This is a genomic window from Phenylobacterium sp. (assembly GCF_030646615.1).
GTDB lineage: Bacteria > Pseudomonadota > Alphaproteobacteria > Caulobacterales > Caulobacteraceae > Phenylobacterium.
Map to the genome: position 1 here is coordinate 1 of NZ_JAUSLG010000095.1, position 18,502 is coordinate 18,502.

At 68.1% G+C, this 18,502-nt stretch carries 17 protein-coding genes; 10 read left to right on the forward strand and 7 right to left on the reverse strand.

Features of this window, described 5'->3' with window-relative positions:
* The 4 genes from Q7S93_RS16770 to hflX form a co-directional block, all read left to right on the forward strand.
* Positions 1 to 983 (forward strand): sigma-54-dependent transcriptional regulator (locus Q7S93_RS16770; RefSeq protein WP_304715358.1); only part of this gene is annotated, 983 nt, incomplete at its 5' end.
* Between the two features lie 2 nt (positions 984 to 985).
* Positions 986 to 1,849 (forward strand): D-amino-acid transaminase, encoded by an 864-nt coding sequence (locus Q7S93_RS16775; RefSeq protein WP_304715360.1) that lies wholly within the window; start codon positions 986 to 988, stop codon positions 1,847 to 1,849.
* Positions 1,850 to 1,948: 99 nt separating this feature from the next.
* The gene (hfq, locus tag Q7S93_RS16780) at positions 1,949 to 2,194 is read left to right on the forward strand and encodes an RNA chaperone Hfq (protein WP_293318910.1); all 246 of its coding nucleotides are present in this window, start codon (positions 1,949 to 1,951) and stop codon (positions 2,192 to 2,194) included.
* Positions 2,191 to 3,528: a GTPase HflX gene (gene hflX / locus Q7S93_RS16785; RefSeq protein ID WP_304715365.1), complete on the forward strand. Its 1,338-nt coding sequence runs from the start codon at positions 2,191 to 2,193 to the stop codon at positions 3,526 to 3,528. Before hfq ends, hflX begins: the two co-directional genes overlap by 4 nt.
* Before the next feature lie 22 nt (positions 3,529 to 3,550).
* Here hflX and mazG read toward each other — a convergent pair whose 3' ends face one another.
* The 4 genes from mazG to Q7S93_RS16805 all read right to left on the reverse strand — a co-directional run bounded on the left by mazG (position 3,551) and on the right by Q7S93_RS16805 (position 7,185).
* The gene (gene mazG, locus Q7S93_RS16790) at positions 3,551 to 4,363 is read right to left on the reverse strand and encodes a nucleoside triphosphate pyrophosphohydrolase (protein ID WP_304715367.1); all 813 of its coding nucleotides are present in this window, start codon (positions 4,361 to 4,363) and stop codon (positions 3,551 to 3,553) included.
* Positions 4,338 to 5,741: an MFS transporter gene (locus Q7S93_RS16795; RefSeq protein WP_304715368.1), complete on the reverse strand. Its 1,404-nt coding sequence runs from the start codon at positions 5,739 to 5,741 to the stop codon at positions 4,338 to 4,340. Before Q7S93_RS16795 ends, mazG begins: the two co-directional genes overlap by 26 nt.
* 72 nt (positions 5,742 to 5,813) lie before the next feature.
* The gene (locus Q7S93_RS16800) at positions 5,814 to 6,335 is read right to left on the reverse strand and encodes a hypothetical protein (RefSeq protein WP_304715371.1); all 522 of its coding nucleotides are present in this window, start codon (positions 6,333 to 6,335) and stop codon (positions 5,814 to 5,816) included.
* Between the two features lie 79 nt (positions 6,336 to 6,414).
* Complete coding sequence (locus Q7S93_RS16805) at positions 6,415 to 7,185, reverse strand: LOG family protein (RefSeq protein ID WP_304715372.1); 771 nt, start codon at positions 7,183 to 7,185, stop codon at positions 6,415 to 6,417.
* A 194-nt stretch (positions 7,186 to 7,379) separates the two neighbouring features.
* On the opposite strand from Q7S93_RS16805, the gene Q7S93_RS16810 reads away from it, so the two are divergent.
* The 3 genes from Q7S93_RS16810 to Q7S93_RS16820 all read left to right on the forward strand — a co-directional run bounded on the left by Q7S93_RS16810 (position 7,380) and on the right by Q7S93_RS16820 (position 9,178).
* On the forward strand, positions 7,380 to 7,658 hold the full coding sequence (locus Q7S93_RS16810; protein ID WP_304715376.1) for an HU family DNA-binding protein: 279 nt from the start codon (positions 7,380 to 7,382) through the stop codon (positions 7,656 to 7,658).
* A gap of 231 nt (positions 7,659 to 7,889) precedes the next feature.
* Positions 7,890 to 8,453 (forward strand): hypothetical protein, encoded by a 564-nt coding sequence (locus Q7S93_RS16815; RefSeq protein WP_304715377.1) that lies wholly within the window; start codon positions 7,890 to 7,892, stop codon positions 8,451 to 8,453.
* Positions 8,454 to 8,566: 113 nt separating this feature from the next.
* Positions 8,567 to 9,178, forward strand: a complete 612-nt coding sequence (locus tag Q7S93_RS16820) for a pyridoxamine 5'-phosphate oxidase family protein (RefSeq protein WP_304715378.1) — start codon at positions 8,567 to 8,569, stop codon at positions 9,176 to 9,178.
* 4 nt (positions 9,179 to 9,182) lie between these two features.
* On the opposite strand, the gene Q7S93_RS16825 is transcribed toward Q7S93_RS16820, so the two are convergent.
* The gene (locus tag Q7S93_RS16825; protein WP_304715381.1) at positions 9,183 to 10,355 is read right to left on the reverse strand and encodes an aromatic ring-hydroxylating oxygenase subunit alpha; all 1,173 of its coding nucleotides are present in this window, start codon (positions 10,353 to 10,355) and stop codon (positions 9,183 to 9,185) included.
* A 24-nt stretch (positions 10,356 to 10,379) separates the two neighbouring features.
* Positions 10,380 to 10,952: a TetR/AcrR family transcriptional regulator gene (locus Q7S93_RS16830; protein WP_304715382.1), complete on the reverse strand. Its 573-nt coding sequence runs from the start codon at positions 10,950 to 10,952 to the stop codon at positions 10,380 to 10,382.
* A 148-nt stretch (positions 10,953 to 11,100) separates the two neighbouring features.
* Between Q7S93_RS16830 and Q7S93_RS16835 the strand changes: the two genes are divergently transcribed.
* From Q7S93_RS16835 to Q7S93_RS16845, 3 genes are read left to right on the forward strand one after another with little or no spacing between them, the layout of a single operon-like run.
* Entirely contained in the window at positions 11,101 to 11,898 is a 798-nt protein-coding gene (locus tag Q7S93_RS16835) for an ImuA family protein (RefSeq protein ID WP_304715383.1), read from the forward strand.
* Positions 11,783 to 13,363, forward strand: a complete 1,581-nt coding sequence (locus Q7S93_RS16840) for a Y-family DNA polymerase (protein WP_304715384.1) — start codon at positions 11,783 to 11,785, stop codon at positions 13,361 to 13,363. Before Q7S93_RS16835 ends, Q7S93_RS16840 begins: the two co-directional genes overlap by 116 nt.
* Positions 13,360 to 16,734: an error-prone DNA polymerase gene (locus Q7S93_RS16845; RefSeq protein ID WP_304715387.1), complete on the forward strand. Its 3,375-nt coding sequence runs from the start codon at positions 13,360 to 13,362 to the stop codon at positions 16,732 to 16,734. The genes Q7S93_RS16840 and Q7S93_RS16845 overlap by 4 nt, the downstream gene beginning before the upstream one ends.
* Before the next feature lie 12 nt (positions 16,735 to 16,746).
* Here the strand turns inward: Q7S93_RS16845 and Q7S93_RS16850 are convergent, their stop codons facing one another.
* Positions 16,747 to 18,498, reverse strand: coding sequence for a hypothetical protein (locus Q7S93_RS16850; RefSeq protein ID WP_304715391.1), 1,752 nt, complete (start codon positions 18,496 to 18,498; stop codon positions 16,747 to 16,749).
* Positions 18,499 to 18,502: the final 4 nt, after the last annotated feature.

Genomic DNA, 18,502 nt, shown 5'->3' on the forward strand with positions numbered 1-18,502 from the left:
TCATGCCCGAGGGCCTGATCGGCAAGTCCATGCCCGCCCAGCACCTGCGCCAGATGATCGCCAAGCTGGCGGCGGCCAACAGCCGTGTGCTGATCGCCGGCCCGCCGGGTTCGGGCAAGGAGACCGTGGCGCGGCTGATCCATTCCGGCAGTCCGCGGGCCAAGGGCGAGTTCGTGGCCATCAGCGCGGCGGGCATGACGCCCGAACGCATGGATGTGGAGCTCTTCGGCGTGGAGGGCGAGGCGGGCCGTCCGGGCAAGATCGGGGTCTTCGAGCGCGCCCATGCCGGCACCCTCTATCTCGACGAGGTGGCCGACATGCCCCGGGAGACGCAGAGTCGCATTCTGCGGGTGCTGGTCGAACAGCGCTTCCGCCGGGTGAACGGCGACACCGATGTGCAGGTCGATGTGCGGGTGATCTCGTCGACCTCGCGCAACCTGCGCGAGGAGATCGCCGAAGGGCGGTTCCGTGAGGACCTGTTCCACCGACTGAATGTGGTGCCCGTGGCCGTGCCTGGCGTCTCGGAACGTCGCGAGGACATTCCCGAACTGGTGGAGAACTTCATCGAGCGCATCTGCGAGGCCAGCGGCATGCCCCGGCGCATCCTGGCCGAAGACGCCATCGCCTCGCTGCAGGTCCGGCCCTGGCCGGGTAATCTGCGGCAGCTGCGCAATGTGGTGGAGCGGATGCTGATCCTCAGCTCCGGCGATCCGGCCGAGCCGATCACCGCCGACATGGTGCCGTCCGACGCGCCGCCCGGCGACGGCGGCGGCCTGATGGGCGCCGACAAGATCATCGCCCTGCCGCTGCGCGAGGCCCGCGAGACCTTTGAGCGGGAATATCTCAGCGCTCAGATGATGCGGTTCTCCGGCAATATCTCGCGGACCGCGGCCTTCATCGGCATGGAGCGCTCGGCCCTTCACCGCAAACTCAAGTCCCTGGGTCTTTCCGGGGCCCGCGCGCTCGAGGAGGGCGTCGAATAGTCATGGGGCGTATCGCCTATGTGAACGGACGCTATGGCCCCCATTCGGAAGCCGCGGTCCACATCGAGGACCGGGGCTATCAGCTGGCGGACGCGGTCTATGAGGTCTGGTCGGTGTTCGGCGGAAAGCTGGCCGACGCCGAGGGCCATTTCGCCCGGTTGAAGCGCAGCCTGGGCGAGCTGCGGATTCCCGAGCCCATGTCGCGGGCGGCCCTGACCATTGTGCTGCGCGAAGTGCTGCGGCGGAACAAGGTCCGCGAGGGCCTGATCTATCTGCAGATCAGCCGGGGCGTCGCGCCCCGCGACCACGCCTTCCCCGATCATCCCCTGCGCCCGGCCGTGGTCATCACCGCCAAGGCCCTGGACCGGGCGGCGACCGAGGCCAAGGCGGCGCTGGGGGTCTCGGTGATCACCACCCCGGAGAACCGCTGGGGCCGTTGCGACATCAAGACGGTCGGCCTGTTGCCCAACGTCCTGGCTCGCCAAGCGGCCCGCGAACAGGGGGCGGCCGAAGCCCTGTTCGTCGACGAGGCCGGCCTCATCACCGAGGGCGCCTCGGCCAACGCCTGGATCCTCGATCAGGCCGGGATCCTGCGCACCCGCGACACCGGGGCCAACATCCTGCGGGGCGTCACCCGCCACACCCTGCTCGACGTAATCGCCCAGGCGCAGTTGAAGGTCGAAGAGCGCCCGTTTACGCCCCAGGAGATGGCCGAGGCCAGGGAAGCCTTCATCACCGGCGCGGGCTCCCTTGTCCTGCCCGTGGTGAAGATCGATGGCCAACCGATCGGCGATGGCGCCCCGGGGCCGGTGGCGAAGCGCCTGCGGAGCCTCTATATCGAACGGGCGAAGCAGACCGCCCTCTGATGGGCCGACCGTGATTGCACGGCGGCGCCGGGTTGGACTAGCTTGCCTTATGTGTGTGGGGGCGCGTGGCCCCTCGATCGGAGAAAAGGGCGAAAAGCCATGAGCGAAAAAAAGCAGAACCTGCAGGACACCTTCCTCAACAGCGTCCGCAAGGCCAAGACCCCCCTGACCATCTTCCTCGTGAACGGCGTCAAGCTGCAGGGCGTGGTCAGCTGGTTCGACAATTTCTGCGTGCTCCTGCGTCGGGATGGCCAGTCCCAGCTGGTCTACAAACACGCCATCTCCACCATTATGCCGGCCCAGCCCGTCCAGCTGTATGAGCCGGCGGAAGACGAGACCGATTGAGTTCCCCACCCATCGACCATGAGACGCCCGTCCAGGGCGCGCTCATCATCCATCCCGAACGTGAAGGCCGCGGCGGCGCCCGGTCCTCTCAGGCGCGTCTCGACGAGGCCGCAGGCCTGGCGCTTGCCCTGGACCTCGAGATCCGCCGCGGGATGGTCGCGCCCCTGCGCAAACGCATGCCCGCCACCCTGTTCGGCAAGGGCAAGGTGGCCGAGATCGGCGAGCTCTGCGAAGAGCTCGAGATCGACGTGGCCGTCGTCGACGACGCTCTGACGCCGGTGCAGCAGCGGAATCTGGAAAAGGCCTGGAAGGTGAAGGTCATCGACCGCACCGGCCTGATCCTGGAAATCTTCGCCCGGCGGGCTCGCACGCGGGAGGGGCGGCTTCAGGTGGAGCTGGCCAGGCTCTCCTATGAGCGCTCGCGTCTGGTCCGCACCTGGACCCACCTGGAGCGCCAGCGCGGCGGCTTCGGCGTCATGGGCGGTCCCGGCGAAACCCAGATCGAGACCGACCGCCGCCTGCTGGCCGAGAAGATCGGCCGGCTGAAAAAGGAGCTGGTGGAGGTTCGCCGCACCCGCACCCTGCAGCGCTCGGCCCGCAAGCGCCGGCCCTATCCGGTGGTGGCCCTGGTCGGCTACACCAATGCCGGCAAGTCGACCCTGTTCAACCGCCTGACCAATTCCGAGGTCATGGCAGAGGACATGCTGTTCGCCACCCTCGATCCGACCCTGCGGATGCTGAACCTGCCCGATGGCCGGCCGGCGATTCTGTCGGACACGGTGGGCTTCATCTCGGACCTGCCGCACGAACTGGTTGAGGCGTTCCGGGCGACCCTGGAAGAGGTGAAGGAAGCCGACGTCATCCTCCATGTCCGTGACATCGCCAGCCCCGAGAGCGCGGCCGAGGCCGCCGATGTTCGTGAGGTGCTCGAACGTCTCGGCGTCGATATGGACGAACGCCGGGTGCTGGAGGTCTGGAACAAGATCGACCTGACCGACGCCGAAGACCGGCCGATGATCGAGGGCGACGCCAGGCGCGCCCATCCGCCGGCCCTGCTGGTCTCGGCGGTGACGGGGGAGGGGGTTACGCCCCTGTTGCTGGCCGTCGCCGACCTCGTCGATGAGTCCCCGGCGGTCGAGGCCCATCTGCCGGCCGGCGAAGGCGCCGCCATCGCCTGGCTCTATCAGAACGGCCGGGTGATCGATCGACACACCGACGACGACGGCGCTGTGCGGATGGCCGTCCGGCTGACGCCGAAGGCCCTGGGCCAGTTCGAGCAGCTGTTCCCCCGGATCGACCTGGGCGCCGTTTCGCTGGGCGACGACGAGCTCTAGACTCCTAGTCTCGGGACGCGCTCTAGGCCCGCTCGGCCGCCTTGGCGGCGTCCCAGAGGGCGTCCATCTCGGCCAGGTCTGACTCCTCAGGCGTTTGGCCGCGCTCGGCCAGCGCAGCTTCGATGAAATGGAAGCGGCGGGCGAACTTGGCGTTGGTGGCGCGCAGGGCGTCCTCGGGCTCGATGTCCAGCTTGCGGGCCAGGTTGGCCATGACGAACAGCACGTCGCCGATCTCGCCGCGCAGGGCGTCCTGGTCGCCGGCCTCGATCTCGGCTTCCATCTCGCCGATCTCCTCGCGCAGCTTCTCCAGCACGAACGAGACCTCAGGCCAGTCGAAGCCCACCCGGGCGGCGCGCTTGGTCAGTTTTACGGCCCGGGTCATGGCCGGCAGACCGGCGGGCACGTCGTCCAGCAGGCTGCGGTCGCGGCCCTTGCCTGCGCGCTCCTGCGCCTTCATCGCCTCCCAGGCTGCGGTCTGCGCCTCGCCGGTGGCGTAGCGCTCCTCGCCGAAGACGTGGGGATGGCGGCGGATCATCTTGTCGTTGATCGCCCGGGCCACGTCGTCGAAGGCGAAGACGCCCTGTTCTTCGGCGATGCGGGCGTGAAACACCACCTGCAGCAGCAGGTCGCCCAGCTCTTCCTTCAGATCGGCCAGATCGTTCCGCTCGATGGCGTCGGCCACCTCATAGGCCTCCTCCACCGTATAGGGGGCGATGGTGGCGAAGCTCTGCGCCAGGTCCCAGGGGCAGCCGTCCTGAGGGTCGCGCAGCCTAGCCATGATGGCCAGCAGACGTTCCAGGGGCGGCAGGTCACTGGGCGGGGCGGGTGACGGCATGGATCTCCTCGGACGTCTTGGGCTCGGCGCCAAACTCCGGGGCGGCCTCGGCCAGATCGCGGGCCTCCAGGGCTGTGCGGATTTCGGCGTGCCGCTCGGCGTTCAGCGGATAGTTCATGATGATCCACCCCGCCAGCAGCGACAGGGCGGCCGGCGCGGCGAGGAACATCACCTGCAGGCCGAGCAGGCCCGAGGTGGAGCCTGCAGCCCGGGCGTCAAAGCCCACCAGGTCCAGGCCCACATAGGTGACCCCGATGGCGGCGGCCGAGCCGATCTTCACCGTGCCGCTCAGCAGCGCATAGAGCAGGCCAGTGCGGTCGGCGCCGGACTGCAGGCGCTCCTCGTCGCCCACATCGGCCATCATCGCCCGCAGCAGGAAGGGGCCGGCCGAGAAGGGCAGGCCGATCAGGAACATCAGGCCCGCGGCGATCAGCCAGGCGCCTGGGGGGATGACCAGGGCTCCGGCGGTGACGATGGCGTAGAACACGGTCGAGACGGCGAGGGCCCGGTGCTTGCCGAGCTTGTAGGAGAGCCGGGTCCAGATGGGCCCGCCCACCAGGCCGCCGATGAAATAGATCAGCAGCAGGCCGCCGGCCTCGGCCTTGTCGAAGGCCTTGATGCGCTCGAAGTAGAAGAAGAACAGGGCGCCGGTGATCGCCGGTCCCGTCCCGATGGCCAGGTCGGCGGCCAGCAGACGGCGCACGCTGTTGCGCTTGAAGAGGCCGAGATACTCCCTCAGGCCAGAGCGCTGCTGGGGCCGCACGATGAACGGTTCGGGCACCTTCCAGAGCGCCAGGAGGCCGGTCAGCGGCAGGAGCAGGATGATGAACCACCCCATGGCCTCCACCCCCAGGGCGTGGCCGGGCACGCCCAGCAGGCCGAGCAGCGGGGGCAGGGTGAGCACCAGGATCATCCCCACCACATTGCCGCCCTGCCACCAGGAATAGATCCGCGATCGCTCGTCATAGCCGGGGGACAGGACCGAGCCCCAGGACAGGTGAGCCAGGGTGGCTATGGAGAAGCCGCCATAGATGACCAGCAGCCAGAGCCACAGATAGCCGGCGCTGACGCCCGGCTTGGCCATGAACAGCATATAGGCCGCCAGCATCAGGATCGGGATGCCGATGCCGAACCACAGCCGGAAGCGGCCGTAACGGGTCCGGGTCTTGTCCATGACCCCGCCGATGAACGGGTCAAAGGCGATGTCGAGAAGTCGCACCCCCATGAAGGCGGCGCCCACAGCCGAGAGGCTCAGGCCGAGCTCATTGGCGTAGAACTCCGGAAGATAGACCACCAGGGGCAGGCCGAGCCCCGCCAATGGCAGGCAGGGAGCGGCCAGAGCCGCGAGGGTCCAGCTCGAGCGACGCTCAGATGACATGACGGAATATCTCGCGGGGGAACTCTACCAAGCCCTGATCAGACACGCCCTGCCCGCGGAGGCAAGCCTGGATCACCGCAGGGCGTAGAGCTGGCCGCGGCTGAGGCGATGGGCGAAGCGGTCGAAGGTCCAATGGGCGTCGCCCCATACCGCCTGGCGCCGGGCATCGGTGATGTCGCTGGCGTACCAGCTGAAGGTGACCGGCATGACCTTGCCGTCGAAGGTGATCATCTGGCCTTTGATCGCCGCGCCACCTAGGGAAAAGCTGCGGAACGAGAGCCCGGGACGGTCGCCCAGCTCCTTGGGCGTCGGCCGGTTGGGCTTGGCGTCGGTGAGCACCAGCTCCACCCGACCGCCCGCCATCACACCGGTGCGGGCGAGCTCGCGGGCGACCTCGTCCCGCAGGCCGTCGGCCAACCGCTCGATCTCCGTCAGGCCATAGGTCTCGAGGGCCTTCTCGCGGAACTCCGGGGCGATCGAAACACTGACCTGAGGCGGCTGAACGAGGTCGATCTGGTCGGCGATCGCCAGGCTTGGCAGGACAAGGCCCGCCACGGCGAGGGCGACCACGGCGCCGAGCGCGGTCCTGAGCATGGGAACAGCCTCCGATTGAGTCCCGAGTGACGATGCGGCGAAACCGTGGCGCCACTGTGACGGTAGGGAAGGTTGGTCGCTATTCGACCGCGTGCAACCCCTTGGCCTCAAGAACTCGCCAGAGATCCTCAGGCGTATCTGCAAACCCGAACAGGTCCAGATCGGCCGGCGCGATCATGCCATGTTCGACCAAGGCGTCGAAATTTATGACCTTTCGCCAATAGGCCTCGTCGAAGAGGGCGATGGGGATCGGCGGGCTCTTGTGGGTCTGGCGCAGGGTCAGAAGCTCGAAAAATTCGTCCAGGGTGCCGAAGCCGCCGGGGAAGATCACCAGCCCGCTGGCCCGCATGGCCAGATGCATCTTGCGCATGGCGAAGTAGTGGAACCGGAAGGTCAGCTCCGGGGTCGAATAGGGGTTCGGCGCCTGCTCATGGGGCAGGGTGATGTTGAAGCCGATGGATGGCGCGCCGATGTCGGAGGCGCCGCGGTTGGCCGCCTCCATGACGCCGGGGCCTCCGCCGGTGGCGATCACATTGCGTCGGCCCGCAGCGCCATTCAGAAGGGCGCCGCCGCGCTCCGAAGCCAGGCGTCCAAAGTCCCGGGCCGCGGCGTACCAGCCGGGCTCTTCGCCTGGCCCGTCAGGGCGAACCCGGGCGCTGCCGAACACCACGATGGTCGACAGGACGCCCCACTTCCGCAGAGCCTCCTCGGCCTTGGCGTATTCCAGCATGAAGCGGACGCCGCGCATGGAATCCCCCAACAGGAAGTCCTGGTCCAGGGCCGCCAGGCGGTAGGACGGGGAGGCCATCTGGCTGGAATTGCCGTCGGGGAAGGGGGCGTCTTCGCTCATGGGCCGATAGTGCCTGGAGTCGGAGGAACGGGTCGAGGCGCCCAATCCGGGTCCAAAAGGGGCGAATGCAACCTCCCGTTCACCTTACTGAACAAAAAATCCCTTGAATTGTAGGTCTTGGGTCCATTTGCTCAGGTGACACCCGCTCAAGGCCTTGGCAGTGTCCAAGGCCGATTCCCAACCTGGAGCCATCCATGAACACCTCCGACATCATCGATCGCGTCGCCGCGGTCGACGACAAGCTGACCAAGGCGCAAGCCAAGCAGATTGTGGACGGCGTTTTCGCCGCCATCCGCGACGCCGCCATCAGCGGTGAGGAAGTGTCCCTGCCGGGCTTTGGCAAGTTCAAGGTGCAGAACAAGCCGGCGCGCACGGGCCGCAACCCCCAGACCGGCGAAGCCGTCCAGATCGCCGCCTCCAAGAAGGTGTCGTTCCAGCCGGCCAAGGCCCTCAAGGACGCCGTCAACGGCTAAGGCCACGGCGACCCGCGACTCTAGCGGCCCCCAGGCGGGGGCCGCCCGACCGCCGCAAACCTGTGGCGATCAAGGCCGGCGTCTCCGCGACGCCGGCCTTTGTCTTGGGCGACGTAGCGTATGGCGGTGTTCAGTGGTTGCAGCGCAAAAGGCCGGAGCGCTCCAATGCACCCATGGCGTGCGCGCAGCCCCATTGCTAAGCTTCGGCCTCAATCAAACAGGGGCTGTATTTTGCTTATCAAGAAAATCATGGTTGTGGCTGCGTCAGCGGCGATGTTCAGCGTGCTGGCTGCCTGCAACACGACGTCTCCCGTATCTGCCTATACGCCGGCGACCGCGAACATCCTTGCGTTCCAATCTGCCTTGAAGCCCAGCGGTGCTACCGTTCGCGTGGGTGAATTCTCTGCAGCGCCGGGGATTGAGGCGCCGGGTTGCCGAATGGTGGGCTCGCTTGATGTGACCGCCGGAAAAAGTCTCGAGCAATACCTGAAGGACGCACTTCAGACGGACCTATTCACGGCGGGCGTATATAGCGTGGAATCACCCGTGATCATCGATGGCAGGATTGATCAGCTCGAGGTGAATACGTTCGGAACTGGGTCATGGACCTTAGGGATGCAAGTGAGCTCCAATCGGGATCCTGAGGGGTACCATGTAACTGCGGTTCGTAATTTTAAGACCAGCTATGTCGCTGAAGCTGCCTGCACCAACGCCACGAACGCTTTCGCGCCGACCGTTCAAGACCTTATGGCTCAGGTGGTGAATAACCCGGGGTTCCTCAAACTAACCCGCTAGAACCAGATAGATGAAGGCCCGGCAACACCTGCGTCGGGCCTTCACGGGTTTTCCAGCCATGAGATGCGTCATCCTGATGCTCGACCTCACAGGTAAGTTTAAGGAAGGGCGTCATGTCGTTCATTGAAACCATCGCCGATCTGGAGGCCCTCTACGGCTCCGCCAACGCCGCCTCGACGGTGAAGGTCGCCGACCATGTGACGGCGCTCTACCGCCCGTTCGTGGAGGCCTCGCCCTTCGTGGCCCTGGCGACCAGCGGGCCGGAGGGGCTGGATTGCTCCCCGCGGGGCGACCAGCCGGGCTTTGTGCGGATCGAGGCGCCGAACCGGCTGGTGATGCCCGACCGCCGCGGCAACAACCGCTGCGACAGCCTCCGCAACATCGTGCGCGATCCGCGCGCCGCCTTCCTGTTCCTGATCCCCGGTTCCGGAACCTGTCTGAGGGTCAATGGGCGAGCCCGCCTGTCGATTGACGGGGATCTCCTGGCCAGCTTCGCGGTGGAGGGAAAACCGCCGCGATGCGCCATCGTACTGGAAACCCAGGCGGTCTATTTCCAATGCGCCCGGGCCATCGTGCGGTCCCGCCTGTGGGACGCCGCCCACCACGTGGCCCCAGACAGCCTGCCCACCCCGGGCGAGATCCTGGCGTCGATGTCCGACCACCAGGAGGGCGGCGAAGACTACGACCGCCAATGGCCCGCGCGGGCCCAGGCCAGCCTCTGGTAGGCGGTTAGCCCGCTGGAGCCAGGAAGGGCAGGGGCTCCAGGTCGAGAGCCTTGCGGAAGGTGTTGTGATAGTGGTGCAGGGGCGGCTCGTTGCGGCCGAACAGGACCTCGGGCAGCAGGCCTGAGGCCAGGGCGCGCTGGGTGGTTTCGGCGGTGGCGTAGTCCTCGGCGGCGACGACCCGGGTGAAGCCTTCCGAGAAGGCGATGGCGAATTCCGGGTTCTCGGCCAGCACCTCGGGCGCAAAATAGTAGCTGATCTTCGAGACCGACTGGCCGGGGTCGTCGGGGTGGGGATAGACCCGCACCACGGCGATGCGATGGGCGCCCACATTGACCACCACATTCGGGAACAGGAAGTAGACCGGGAAGCCGCCGTCCTCGATGCGCCACTCGGCCTCGGGTTTGTCGCGCAGGGCGTCGATGGCCTTCAGGCACAGGATCATCCTGTGGTTCCGCTCATAGCTTCGATAGGACAGCACATCCCCGTGGAAGGTGTTGGCCAGGGTGTCCTTGTGCAGCCGCTTGAAGTGGTAGGTTTCGCCGAAGGTGTCGGTGGCGAGCTTCCAGTTCAGCTTCATGTCCAGGGTCTGTTCCAGGCCGACGACATAGCGGTCCCAGCCCCAGGATTCGAGGTCCTCGGCCACGCCCTGGAACAGGGCCTCGGTGTCGATGACGCCCTTGGGGGCGGGATGGACCAGCAGGAAGCCCAGGTGCTCGACGCAGGGCAGTTCCACCAGGCCCAGGCAGGCGCGGTCGACGGCGCCGAAATGCGCCTCCATCGGCAGGCCCACCAGCGCGCCGGCGGCGTCATAGGTCCAGGCGTGGAACGGGCAGGTGAACAGCGTCTTCCGGCCCTTGGGCGCCTGTTCGACCATCGAGCCCCGGTGGCGGCAGGCGTTGAGGAAGGCGTGGGCCACGCCGTCCCGGTCGCGGGTCACCAGCACGGGGACGCCGAAGTCCTCGGTGGTCATGAAGCTGCCGGGCTCGGGCAGGTCGCCGCTCATGCCGACCACCTGGGGGTGGCCGCGGAAGAACCGCACCCATTCCTTCTTCGCCAAGTCGGGACAGGTATAGGTCTCGGCCGGCGCGGCGCGGACGCCGCCGGCGTCGGCGTTCACGCCCTCATCGAGCTGCTGCAGGAGTTCGCGGAGGACTTCGATCTGGACGGCGTGTTTCATCGGGACTCACCTGGATCGCAAGGGTCAGAGGGCCGCATCAACGATGCGGAAGGCGGTGTGGATCTGGTTGCGCTGCGTTTCCGGGGGCAGGGCGCGCCGGCTGGAGACGCGCAGGCCCTCCAGGAGCAGCATGAGCACGGCCGAGAGGTCGGCGGCCTTCTGTGGCGAACATCCAGTCTTCAGAAGGCTGGCCTCGAAGGCGGCCTGCACCTGCGCCAGATGGGCGCTGGCCCGTTGACTCAGGGCGTCATCCACCCCGGCCATCTCCAGGCTGGTGTTAACCAGGAGGCAGCCCCAGTGGGACTCGCCGTCGCCCATGCGCCCCAGGCCCATCTCGAAGAACCGCTTCAGGCCGTCCAGCGGCGGGCTCGTCTCCAGGGTCCCGTTCAGGAAGTTCAGGGTCCGCTCGGCGAACAGGTCCAGGCATTCCAGGAACAGGCCGCGCTTGTCGCCGAAGGCCGCGTAGAAGCTGCTCCGGCTGATCTCCATGGCGGCCAGCAGGTCTGAGAGCGAGGCGGCCTGGTAGCCCCGGCGCCAGAACAGGAGCAGGGCGCGATCGCGGGCGAGGGTTCGGTCGAATTCCACGGGACGGGCCATGGGAGATAGTTCTGAACCGATCGGTCCGGAATTTCAATGGTCCATCGTGTGGGTGATGTAATGCGCCTAAGATAGATTATCGGAAATTATAGAGGCCGGTTCCGGGCCATCCTTGACTCTGGCGCTCCCGAAGCTGCAAATAGAACAAATGAGGAACGAGGCTCCAGAGCGCGATCAGATCGCCGCCCTTCGAGCGCAGCTGGCGACCCTGGAGGGTCCTGGCGGCGGTCGGGTGCGGACGGCGTCTGAGACTGGGGTTGAGTTCTCGCCGTTCAGCGCGGATTTTCAAGGGCTTCACGACCTCTATGCCGACAGCGTCGCAGACGCCGTGGCCGTTAACGCCTTCAGCCTGGGCCTGGCTTTGCGGACCGCGGCTGGTCGTCCCATCGTCTGGGGGCTGCACGACCAGATGGCCAACGAGGCCGGCCGGCCCCATGGCCCGGGCCTGCAGGAGATGGGGATCGATCCGGCGGGCCTGCTGCTCGTCCGGGGTCGCGACATGAAGGCCCTGCTGGCCGTGGGCGAAGACGCCCTGCGCAGTCCCGCCGTGGGCGCGGTGCTGCTGAGCGCCTGGGGCGAGGCCAAGGCCCTGAGCCTGACGGCCAGCCGGCGCCTGGCCCTGGCGGCCGAGACCGGCGGCGGGGCGCTGTTCCTGGCGCGGGCAGGCGCGGCTCCGGCGCCCAGCGCAGCCGAGACCCGCTGGGCGATCCGGGCTGTCGCCTCACGGCCCCTGGAGGCCGGCGCGCCGGGGCATCCATCCTTTCTGGCCACGCTGCTGCGGCGGCGCAGCGGCGGCGGTGAAACCAAGACCTGGCCCATGGAGTGGGATCGTGACCACCGATCGTTCCGCCCGCCGGCGCCGCTATCTGGCGATCTGGTTCCCCTGGCTGCCCACAGAACGGCGCCTGCGTCAGGCTCAAGCCCAGCCCCAAGACGGGTCGCCTGAGACCCCGCTGCCCCCTGTCGCCCTGCCGATTGTTCTGGTCGAGAAGGTCAAGGGCGCCCTGCGACTGGCGGCGGTGGACCCGGCCGCAGCGAAGGCCGGCCTGTCGCCGGGCCTGACCCTGGCCGACGCCCGGGCGCGGGTCCCGGCCTTGCGCACCCTGCCCCATCGCCCCGACGCCGACGCCGCCCTGCTCGCCCGGGTGCTGGAGGATTTCGACCGCTTCACCCCGATGATCGCGCTGGATCGGCCCCATGGCCTGGTGCTGGACATCACCGGCTGCGCCCACCTGTTCGGCGGCGAGGCGGGTCTGGTCGAGGCGGTGGAGAGCCGCGCCAAGCGTATCGGCCTGCAGATCCACGCCGCTCTGGCCGATACGCCCCAGGCGGCCCGGGCCCTGGCGCGCTTTGGTCCGGCGCGGATCTTCACCGCCCCGGCGGCCCGCGACAGCCTGCGGCGCCTGCCGGTGGCGGCCCTGGAGATGTCGCAGCCTGAAGAAAGCGCCCTGCGACGGGCGGGCCTGAAGCGGCTGGGCGACCTGGATGACCGCCCCAGGGCGCCCCTGGCCGCCCGGTTCGGCGCAGGCTTTCCCGCCCGGCTGGCGCGCATCCTCGGGGACGAGGACATCCGCATCACCCCGCACCGCGCCGCGGCGCCCATTGTCGTGGACCGGGTCTTCTTCGAGCCGATCTCCAATCCCGACTATGTGGAGCAGGTTCTGGCCGACCTGCTGGACGAGGCGTCCGACCGCCTGGATCAGCTGGGCCATGGGGGCCGGGCCTTTGCCGTCGACTTCTATCGGGTCGATGGCGAGGTGCGCCGGGTCGCGGTGCGCACCGGCCGCCCGACCCGGGACCCGCCGAGCCTGGTCCGACTGTTTCGCGAACGGCTGGGCGCCCTGGCCAATCCCCTCGATCCCGGCTTCGGATTCGACCAGATGCGCCTGTCGGTCCTGGTCACCGAAGTCCTGGCGCCGACCCAGCGGGGCCTGGAAGGCGACCGGCCCACCGACGAGGATTTCAGCCGCCTGATCGACCGGCTGACCGCCAGGCTGGGGCCGCAGGCGGTGCTGCGGTTCGAGGCGGTGGGCTCGCATATTCCCGAACGGGCCGGACGCCTTGTTTCGGCTAGCGCAGGCGCCGGCCAGGCGCCGTGGCCGGAGCGGACGCCCGAGGCCCCGCCCCTGCGGCCCCTGCAGATGTTCCATCCGCCCCAGCCGGTGGAGACCCTGGCCGAGGTGCCGGACGGCTCGCCCCTGCGGTTTCGCTGGCGCCGCGTGCTGCATCAGGTGGTGCGCGCCGAGGGGCCGGAGCGGATCGCCGGCGAATGGTGGCGGGCGCCCGACCAGAAGACCCGGGACTATTACCGGGTGGAGGACAGCGAGGGCCGGCGCTTCTGGCTGTTCCGCCAGGGCCTGTACGGCGAGGCGCCGGAGCCGCGTTGGTTCATTCACGGCCTCTTTCCATGACGCCCGCCTCCTCCGTGGCCTATGCCGAGCTGGCGGCCACCAGCAACTTCTCCTTCCTGCAGGGCGCCTCCCACCCCAAGGACCTGGTCCTGACCGCCCTGCTGCGCGGCCAGGCCGGGCTGGGCCTGGCCGATCGCAATACGGTGGCCGGCGTGGTGCGGGCCTGGAGCGCCCTGAACGACCTGCGCCGTGATGGCCTGGCGCCGCCGGAGAAGCTGCGGGATGGCGGATCCCCGGGCGAGGTGGCCTTCCGCGAAGACCCGCTGAACGATCCCAGCCTGTCAGACGAGATCAAGCGCCGGGCCGCAGACTTTCGCCTGATCCTGGGGGCGCGGCTGGTGTTCAATGACGGAACTCCCGACATCCTGGCCTATCCTGAAAGCCGCGAGGGCTGGGGACGGCTGACGCGGCTGCTGAGTCTGGGAAATCGCCGGGCGCGCAAGGGGGCCTGCGAGATCGCCCTGCCCGACCTGCTGAACCACCTGGACGGCCTGCTGCTGGTCGTCATGCCCCCGGACCGGCTGGCGGATCTGGAGATGGTGCTGCCGCGTCTGGCGCAGGCTTCGCCTGGCGCGCTTTGGCTCTCGGCGGCCATGCTGCGGCGCGGCGATGACCGCCGCCGCCTGGCGCGGCTGCAGGACCTGGCCGCCTGGAGCGGGGTCCCGCTGCTGGCGGTCAATGACGTCCTCTACCACTCGGCCGAAGAGCGGGACCTGCAGGATGTGGTGACCTGTATCCGGCACGGCGTGACCATCGAAGCCGCCGGCCGCCTACTGGCGGCCAACGCCGAGCGCTGGCTGAAGCCGCCCGAGGAGATGGCCCGCCTGTTTCGCGACGCGCCACAGGCCGTGGCCGAAACCCTCAGCCTCCTCGACCGCGTCGCCTTCGACCTCTCGGACCTCCGCTATGAATATCCGGAGGAGCCCATCCCCCCTGGCTGGAGCCCGCAGGGCTGGCTGGAGGAACTGGTGCAGCGGCGCACCGAGATCCGCTATCCCAAGGGGGCGCCGAAGAAGGTTCAGGATCTGCTGACCAAGGAACTGGCCTTCATCGGTGAGCGAAGTCTCGCCCCTTACTTCCTGACAATCCAGGATATTGTCCGGGTGGCTGAGGACAAGGGCATCCTCTGCCAGGGGCGGGGCTCGGCGGCCAATTCGGCGGTCTGCTACGTGCTTGGCATCACCTGCGTCGACCCGGCGACCCACGAATTGCTGTTCGAGCGCTTCCTGTCCTCCAACCGCAACGAGCCCCCCGATATCGATGTCGATTTCGAGCATGAGCGGCGCGAGGAGATCATCCAGCACATCTATGAGCGCTATGGCCGCCACCGGGCGGGCATCGCCGCCACGGTCATCCGCTACCGTCCCAAGAGCGCCATCCGCGAGGTGGGCAAGGCCCTGGGCCTGACCGAGGATGTCACCGCCCGCCTGGCCGCCAGCCAGTGGGGCAGCTGGGGGGCGGAGATCGGCGATCGCCATGTGCAGCAGGCGGGCCTCGACCCCGCAAACCCGATGATCGGCCGTGCGGTGGCCATGGCCACGCGGCTGCTGGGCTTTCCCCGTCACCTCTCCCAACATGTGGGTGGCTTCATCCTGACCCGCGGGCGGCTGGACGACCTGGTCCCCATCGGCAATGCGGCCATGGCCGACCGCACCTTCATCGAGTGGGACAAGGACGATATCGACGAGCTGGGCCTGATGAAGGTCGATGTGCTGGCGCTCGGCATGCTGACCTGCATCCGCAAGGCCTTCGACCTGATCCGCGGCCATTCCGGCGAGGACCGCCAGCTCCACACCATCCCGCAGGAGGATCCGGCGGTCTATGACATGCTGTGCCGGGGCGACTCCATCGGGGTCTTCCAGGTGGAGAGCCGGGCCCAGATCAACATGCTGCCGCGGCTGAAGCCCCGACGCCTCTATGACCTGGTGATCCAGGTGGCCATCGTGCGGCCTGGCCCCATCCAGGGGGACATGGTCCATCCCTATCTGCGTCGCCGAAGCGGTCTGGAAACGGTGGAGTATGCCTCCCCAGCGCCGGAGCATGGCGAGAAGGACGAACTGAAGAACGTCCTCGACCGCACCCTCGGCGTGCCGCTGTTCCAGGAACAGGCCATGAGCGTGGCCATGGTGGCGGCGGAGTTCTCCGAAGCCGAGGCCAACGGCCTGCGCAAGGCCATGGGCACCTTCCGCGGCGACGGGACCCTGCACACCTATGAGGGCCGCATGGTCAACCGGATGATCGCCCGGGGCTATGACCCGGAGTTCGCCCGGCGCTGCTTCGAACAGATCAAGGGGTTCGGCTCCTATGGCTTCCCCGAAAGCCATGCCGCGTCCTTCGCCCAGCTCGTCTATGTCTCCTCCTGGATCAAGCGGCGCCATCCGGCGGCCTTCGCCTGCGCCCTCCTCAACAGCCAGCCCATGGGCTTCTACGCGCCCGCCCAGATCGTCCGCGACGCCCAGGAGCACGGAGTGGAGGTGCGGCCCATCGATGTGGCCTTCAGCGGCTGGGACAATCATCTCGAAGGCCCGGCCGACGCGCCGGCCCTCCGGCTTGGCCTGCGCCAGATCGACGGCTTCCGCGAGGACTGGGCCACCGCCCTGGTGGCGGCCCGCGACGGGCCCCTCCCCGATATCGAGGTCCTGGCCCGGCGGGCCAACCTGCCGGCCGGCGCCATGCGCAAGCTGGCCGACGCCGACGCCTTTCGCTCGGCAGGGCTGGATCGACGCCAGGCCCTGTGGGCGGTGCGCCGCCTGCCCGACGACGATCCCCTGCCCCTGTTCGCCGCGGCCCGGGCGCGGGGGGCGCGAGAACTGGGGGCCGAGCCGGACGCCAACCTTCCGCTCATGCCCCTGGGGGAGCATGTGGCCGCCGACTACCAGACCACGCGGCTTTCCCTGAAGGCGCACCCCATGGGGCTGCTGAGGCCGGTCTTCGCGGGCGAAGGGGTGCTGAGCTGCGCGGAAACGACGGCCAGGCGTAGCGGAGCGCCCGCCCGGGTGGCCGGCGTCGTACTGGTGCGCCAGCGACCAGGTAGCGGCAACGCCATCTTCGTCACCCTCGAAGACGAGACCGGCATCGTCAATGTGGTGCTCTGGGCGCGGATGTTCGAACAGTTCCGCCGCGAGGTCATGGCCGCCCGCCTGATGGAGGTCGAAGGCCTGGTGGAGAAGAGCCCAGAAGGCGTCGTCCACCTGGTCGCCCGGCGGGTCATCGATCGGACGGCCGAACTGTCACGGCTTTCGGAAGACCATGAGACCGATATCCAGCTGGCCCGGGCCGATGTGGCGGCCAACCCGCAGCCGCCCCGCCATCCCTCCCATCGCCATCCCAGGGACGTGAGAATCCTGCCGGGTTCCAGAGACTTCCACTGAAACCTTTGTCTGTTACTGAAAGACGCTGGGCGCCAGGGCCGCGGCGGCGCATCTGGCGCTGGGATACCGCGTCCGGAACGCCGACCTGAAGCTGCTGTTGAACGATCCGTCCGCCGATAACCGCGCGATCTGGGCGGCCTTGCCCGTCTCGACCCCTTGGAACTCCGCCAGCAGCAGGACGGGATCACCCCCTTCGACCCGCCCGATGGCGGCGGCCAGGGTATGGGCGCCATTGGCCGGGGCGGCTGAGGGCGGCGCAAAGCCGATGGGCCAGAAGGCCGCCCCCGGATCCTGTTCGAACGGCAGCCAGCAGCCCAGGGTCTCGAACCGCGTGCGGACGAAATCGCCGATGACGGCGTTGCCTTCCAAGGTCTGCTGGACCATCTCGCCCCCCAGGATCCGCCGGCTCGGATCCAGGATGGTGAGGCTTTCCCCAAACGCCGCCTGGCGGGCGAAGGCCGGCACGGTTTCGGCGCCGTAGGCCGCCACGGTGGCCATCGCCTCAAGGGCGTTGATCATCTGATCCGAGGTCGCCGCCACCCGGGTCGGCGGCGGCTGAATCTCGATGGGCGTGGGGATCGTGATCCTCACCCGGGCCAGTTCGACCGCATCCTCCGCCAGGCAATGGGATTTCACCGCCGGCGCCTTGGCGAAGTCGAGTCCGGGCGGCGTCAGAGTAGGATTGGATTGGGCGACCGCCCACATCACGATGGCGGAATCCACCGCCGACAGGCCCGAGCTTTCCCGCAGCCAGTTGCGCAGGATTGGGCACTGGGCGTCGAAGGCCTCCAGGGTCTGGGCCTTGGTCAGGCCCTCATAGTTTGTCCCGGCCACCTCTCGCAGATAGGCCCGCACGGTCTTCCCCCGCCAGAGCACGTCATCCAGGAGCTGGCTGGCGCTGCGACCGGAGAGATCGGGATAGGTGTGGGCCGTGGTGTCGAAGGCCGAGCCCACCGAGATCAGCCGCACCGACATCCGCGGCTCATTCCCGGTGTCCGGCCGCCAGTCGGCCATGGTTCGCGCAGGCGCGCCCAGATAGACATGGACCACCTTGGCGCCGCCGGTCTGCGGATCAGCCGAGCCGACCTCGAAGGTTTCGCTATGGCCTGTCTGGATGTCAAAGGACACATGCTCGAGGAAAACAGTCTGCGCTTTCTCACCAAAGGTCACGGACGCGATACCGGCTGGAACCCCCGCCAGGACGGAAATGGAGCTGGCGGCAGCGAACATCTCCTTCACTCGTGCCGCCTCAAGGGACTTGGTTTTCCAGCTGATCACCTCGACTGAGGGGCTGGCCCCGCCGGTCACGACCCTCAGCAAGGGCGAGCGAACCGGCGAATTGTTCGATTCCGCGCGGCAGTGGCTGGCGCTGGAATACCGCGTGATCTGCAGCGGCAGGACCTCAATCTTGGGCTGTGTATTAAGTACGCCAGGATAGCTGATCCGGACCCCCGCCCCCCAGGTGGTCTTGCGATCGCTGATGTCGCCCCACAGCTGGTGGAGCCGCTGTCGCCAGCCGCGCTTGTCCTGCCCGCAGGAGGCCGCCGCCTGGACATTGGCGGGCTCGACGACAAGCTGCACATAGCCTGCCTCCCGCGGCTTGTAGTCGGCCGCCTCGATCCGCTCGCTGCTGGGGGACAGCTTGATGCGCTCGCCCAGGAAGGGGTACCAGCCCGAGACCTCCTGAGCGCTTGCCGCGCCTCCCAGGCTGGCCGCCGCCAGCACGCCGAGCCAAGCCCGCGACGCAAAAGGTCCACAACGCATATCC

Excerpts from the sequence above, each read along its gene's own strand:
- Q7S93_RS16795 (WP_304715368.1), bottom strand. The coding sequence starts at position 5,741 with ATGTCATCTGAGCGTCGCTCGAGCTGGACCCTCGCGGCTCTGGCCGCT.
- mazG (WP_304715367.1), bottom strand. The coding sequence starts at position 4,363 with ATGCCGTCACCCGCCCCGCCCAGTGACCTGCCGCCCCTGGAACGTCTG.
- Q7S93_RS16825 (WP_304715381.1), bottom strand. The coding sequence starts at position 10,355 with ATGAAACACGCCGTCCAGATCGAAGTCCTCCGCGAACTCCTGCAGCAG.
- Q7S93_RS16805 (WP_304715372.1), bottom strand. The coding sequence starts at position 7,185 with ATGAGCGAAGACGCCCCCTTCCCCGACGGCAATTCCAGCCAGATGGCC.
- Q7S93_RS16835 (WP_304715383.1), top strand. The coding sequence starts at position 11,101 with ATGAGGAACGAGGCTCCAGAGCGCGATCAGATCGCCGCCCTTCGAGCG.
- hfq (WP_293318910.1), top strand. The coding sequence starts at position 1,949 with ATGAGCGAAAAAAAGCAGAACCTGCAGGACACCTTCCTCAACAGCGTC.
- Q7S93_RS16800 (WP_304715371.1), bottom strand. The coding sequence starts at position 6,335 with ATGCTCAGGACCGCGCTCGGCGCCGTGGTCGCCCTCGCCGTGGCGGGC.
- Q7S93_RS16775 (WP_304715360.1), top strand. The coding sequence starts at position 986 with ATGGGGCGTATCGCCTATGTGAACGGACGCTATGGCCCCCATTCGGAA.
- Q7S93_RS16845 (WP_304715387.1), top strand. The coding sequence starts at position 13,360 with ATGACGCCCGCCTCCTCCGTGGCCTATGCCGAGCTGGCGGCCACCAGC.
- Q7S93_RS16820 (WP_304715378.1), top strand. The coding sequence starts at position 8,567 with ATGTCGTTCATTGAAACCATCGCCGATCTGGAGGCCCTCTACGGCTCC.
- Q7S93_RS16850 (WP_304715391.1), bottom strand. The coding sequence starts at position 18,498 with ATGCGTTGTGGACCTTTTGCGTCGCGGGCTTGGCTCGGCGTGCTGGCG.
- Q7S93_RS16810 (WP_304715376.1), top strand. The coding sequence starts at position 7,380 with ATGAACACCTCCGACATCATCGATCGCGTCGCCGCGGTCGACGACAAG.
- Q7S93_RS16830 (WP_304715382.1), bottom strand. The coding sequence starts at position 10,952 with ATGGCCCGTCCCGTGGAATTCGACCGAACCCTCGCCCGCGATCGCGCC.